Origin of the sequence: Frankia sp. KB5, assembly GCF_002099325.1 — a bacterium.
Taxonomy (GTDB): domain Bacteria; phylum Actinomycetota; class Actinomycetes; order Frankiales; family Frankiaceae; genus Frankia; species Frankia casuarinae.
In genome coordinates, this window is sequence record NZ_MRUJ01000272.1 from 1 (window position 1) to 4,511 (window position 4,511).

Genomic DNA, 4,511 nt, shown 5'->3' on the forward strand with positions numbered 1-4,511 from the left:
GGGTCACCCTGGCTACGAAACACCCACGTGTCAGCTACAGTAAGCGTGGTTATGCCGCTTCGATCGAGGCGCCTCGGGCTTTCCGTAGCCGGCATCCGGTGCGTGTCGGCAGCTCGGCCGAATCTGCGTCCGCCAGAACCGGGCGCTGACGGGCGCGGAGACCGCGTACCCCGTCGATCACATGGCCTCACGRCTCATAGGATGATCCCGTGCCGTCAGGTGTCCATGCGGGCAGAGGAAGTATCGCGGGGTCGTCCGGCGACGGCGGGGTGGAATTCAGGCGGGCCGTCGCTGCCTATGCGGTCGTGGCTGGGCTCTCCGACACTCCGCTGCGTGGTCTGGGCATCTCCGAGGTCGACGCGCGGGTAGCCGCGGTGGTGCTGGAGACCGAGGATGCGGTCGACGATCTGCGGGTCGACTTCGCGACCGGTGCGACCGCATACATCCAGGCGAAGAGGACCTTGCGGGGAGGCACCGTCCTCGCGAAAGCGGTCGCGCAATGGGCGCGCGCGGGCGAGGGGCCACTGGACCCGGCCCGCCATCGGTTGGTGATCGCAGCGGGTGACCTGTCGGACTCGATGAAGGCACTGCGCCGGGCTCTCGACGCGCGGCGGTTGTCGGTCCCAGGAACTCCGAGCCCGCAGGAAGCGAAACAACTCCGCCACGTCGAGGAACTGTTGTCGCCGCTCAACCCTGCGACACGAGACATCGTGCTTCAGTGCGCGGTCGTCTGGCATCTCGACGTCGAGGAGACGGACCGCGCCGACGCGCAGAACGCCTTGCATCAGCTACGCGGGCTCGTCGCGGGCGGAGACGCCGCAGCATCAAGCAACGCCTGGTCGGCGCTGCTTGATGCTGCGGGGCATGCGGCCCGCCGCCGCGGTGGCCATGACCTCGACGGTTGGCGAACCGCGATGCGCGATCGCGGCATCGGTCTCGTCGAGCACAGCAGCGCACCTGAACACTCTGGGAGCCAGTCCAGCCTCGCCCGGCCGTCCAGCCATCCGACTGGGGACCACGACCTGTGGGAACGGCTCACGCTGCAACCGCCGGTCCGCGCGCCACGACTGAGGGGGAGCCTGGCGTCGGCGACCCGGCCTGGCAGGACGAGGTGGCTGTGGGGGGCCGCCCTGGCGGCCGTTCTGATAATGGGGGCGGGTACCGCGATCTATGCGGTGCATGACCGGCAGGCTTCCGTGACTGACGAGCGGAACCTGGCTGACTCCCGCCAGTTGGCAGCCGACGCGGAGAGCACGCGGGACAGTGACCCGAACCTGGCACGTCAACTGGCTGTGCTGGCATGGCGCACCGCGCCGACCATGGAGGCATGGCGAGCACTGTTCGCGGTCGCCGATCTGCCGACCGATGTTGACGTGGACGATCAGGTCTTGGCGGTGGGCCGCGTCGGTGAGCGGTTCGTCGCCGTCACCGCGCTGTCCACAAAGGCTCAGCTGTGGGATGTCACCCGGGTCGGCGGTAAGGCCGGGCCACTGGCCGTGCTGCCGGGTCACGATCGGATCACCGCGGCGGTCTTCAGCCCGGATGGTCGACGGCTCGCGACCATGGCAGTCGACGGCAGCGTCCTCGTCTGGAACGTCGAGAGTGCCACCTCCGGACCACCCGGGAACAATCCGGTGGAGCTCACAGCAGTGGCGTCCCTGCCCGGGAACGACTCCAACTCGCCAGCGATGGCGTTCAACTCCGATGGCACCCTGCTCGCGGTCCCCGGCCCCGAGGGGTCGGTGGAGGTCTGGAACACCCGGCCGCCGGCCGGGGGCGCCTCTGCCCAGAACAGCACAGGCCCCGTCCCCGAGGCCCTGCCGCTCCAGATCCCCGGTGTTGTCAGCGGCATCGACGATCCCGGCGTGTCCGCGCTGGCGTTCACCCCCGACAGCGGTCGCCTCGCCGTGGGAACGTCCGGGGGAACCTTCGCTGTCTTCGCTCTGGGGCGGCCGGCGGAACCACTGATGCGGCGGACCAACTATGCCGGCGCCATGAACGCCGACGCGGTCGAAGGCACTGCGGGACAGACGACGCCACCGGACACGATGGAAACCAGCCACCTCCCGCCGCAGCGGCAACCCGTCGTGCGACTGCTGTTCCGGCCGGATGACGGCGCGACTCTCGCCGTGGCTGGAGGTGACGGCGTGGTGCGGCTGTGGGATGTCGCCGGGACCGATCCCACGCTGGCATCGCAGAACGCCCCCGCGGACCTGCCCACGAAGCCGACCGTGGAACTCGGCGACGGCGCGCCCGCCGTTGACGCCATCGCCTACAGCGCCGACGGCCTCCACCTGGCCGTTGGCTTCGGGGCCAGCGGTGGGACCGTCAACGTATGGGACGTCACCGACGAGAGCAGCCCGGCCCAAGGCGCCCCCATCGAGCGGCTCAACGGCTCGCCGACCTCCCTGGTCTTCGACCGGGCCGGGCAGACTCTCGCGGTCGGGACCAAGGACGGTGCTGTGCGGCTGTCGACCGTTGCGTCTCCCGGGATGCCTCAGCCCAGACTCACGGTGCCGGACATCCTCGGGGACCATGTGGCGGTGGACGGCGCGGGAACGACCGTCGCGGTATCGCTCGGTGTCGATGGCGTGGACGGCGCGATCGAGATCTGGGATCTCCGCGCCGGATCGAGCGAGGCGACCGTCACGTTCCCCGGCCGTGACGCGACGGTCTACTCGATCGCGATCAGCCCGGACGGCGATCTGCTCGCCGCCGGATACGACGACGGGGTCGTCAGGGTGTGGGACCTGCGTGCCGCCCTCTCGACACGCGCCGCCGCATCACCTGTGGCCGACCTCGCCGAGCACGGCGGGATCGTGCAGGGCCTCGCCTTCGCCAGCGACGGCAGACTGCTCGCGTCCGGAGACCAGGACGGGACGATCAAACTCTTCCGACTCGACGGCACCCATCCCCCGAAGCGCATCGCCGAGGCGGCATCCACCCACGGCTCGGTCCAGGGAATCACCTTCAGCGCCGACAACGGAACACTGGTGACAGGCGGTGATCGCGGTGTGGGCGTCTACGACGTCCCGGACGTCAGCACCGGCGGGCTGCTGACCACGGTCACCGACATCTCGGACGCAACCGCTGGGAACCTGCCCGGAGGTGTCGCGCTCAGCCCCGACGGACGCACACTCGCCGTCGGCGGACACGGCACCGTCGCGACCTGGGACATCACCGGCCCGACGCCACAGCAGCAGGGCACACCCCTCCCTGTCGGAAGCAAGGAGGCGGCGGTGAGCACGGTTGACTTCAGCCCGGACGGCCGCCTGCTGACGGCAGCCGGCAACGACGGCGACATCGCAATCTGGGACACCAGCCGCCCCGGCCAGCCGAAGTCGCTCACCAGCCTCCCCGGCCACGACAACGGAACCCGCCTCGCGGCGTTCACCGACGACAGCCGAACACTCGTGACTCTCGGCTCCGACTACCTCGCGAAACAATGGGATGTCGACCCCGAAACACTCGTCGGCCGCGCCTGCAAAGGAGTCTCTCAGTCGATGACCAAGACGGACTGGCGCACCTTCGTCAACAACCGCGAGTACGCCGCGCCGTGCTGACCCTTACCCGCCACGGAGGGCGATGATGTACCTCGCCCCGCATTCACGGGATTGCAACCGTCCGAGATCCTGTACCTCGCCACGCCATGCTTCCAGTGCGACGACGGACGCCAAGTCGATCGATTCGACCAGAGCCAGCGGTCGCCAGCACGGGAACCGCCAGAGATCCGATGGGTCTGTCGGGGCGGCCTCCTATGCGAGTCCTATGACCCCAAGATCGGAGGCCGATGAGGAACACCGCAGGGATTGAATAAYAGCACCCTGCCAGTCAACTGAGATTTATAGCATGAATGTTCCAGTTACCAGCCGGACTCCTGTGCCTCGCGCAGCATGGAAACCATGAGCATAACCGCGACGACGGAATTCACCGGCGTGTACTGAACGGGACCAGCACGGTGGGCCGTGGCATGCCGAACGAATCTGGCGGGCGGCGGGTCCGACGGGTCGTAGTTCTTAATCGCTGTACGAGCCGCCGACAACACGCATGCCGCCCGAAAATGCTGGAGCGGGGTATCGTCGGACACTGGTTCGATTCGCTTGAGAAGCTTATCATACTTAAAGTAGCCGATGGGAGGGCCCACAAAGATGACTCCTCGTCGAGCTGCGTCACGCAGAAGCGTATCGAAAACGCTTGCGGCCAATGCTTGGGCGCTTGATCCGTGTCCACCGCGAAGTGCCTTAACTGCATCCACGGCGAGGGGTGCGTCTTCTTTGGGGGTGTGTCATGCCGGGATATTCGGGTCATGCGGCGGGCGCTGTTAAGGGCCTGCTGAGGCCGAGGTCCGGGATGCTGGCGGCGTCGTAGCGGGCGAGGTGGTGTTCTTCGAGGTGGCGCCGCTTGTAGTAGGCCATGTAGGCGTCAAGGTCGCCGTTGATGACGATGGCGCGGAGGTTGAGGATGTCCTGGGCTCCCTCGAGGCCCCACCGGGCGCCTGTCACACCGAATCG

Annotated in this window: 1 protein-coding gene and 1 pseudogene; one reads left to right on the forward strand and one right to left on the reverse strand. The window is 68.0% G+C overall.

Annotated elements, in window-relative coordinates:
- The first annotated feature begins 209 nt into the window (after positions 1-209).
- Entirely contained in the window at positions 210-3,563 is a 3,354-nt protein-coding gene (locus KBI5_RS21840; RefSeq protein ID WP_085016298.1) for a WD40 repeat domain-containing protein, read from the forward strand.
- 741 nt (positions 3,564-4,304) lie between these two features.
- Here KBI5_RS21840 and KBI5_RS26600 read toward each other — a convergent pair.
- Positions 4,305-4,511, reverse strand: a pseudogene (locus KBI5_RS26600) (hypothetical protein); the annotation flags it as partial.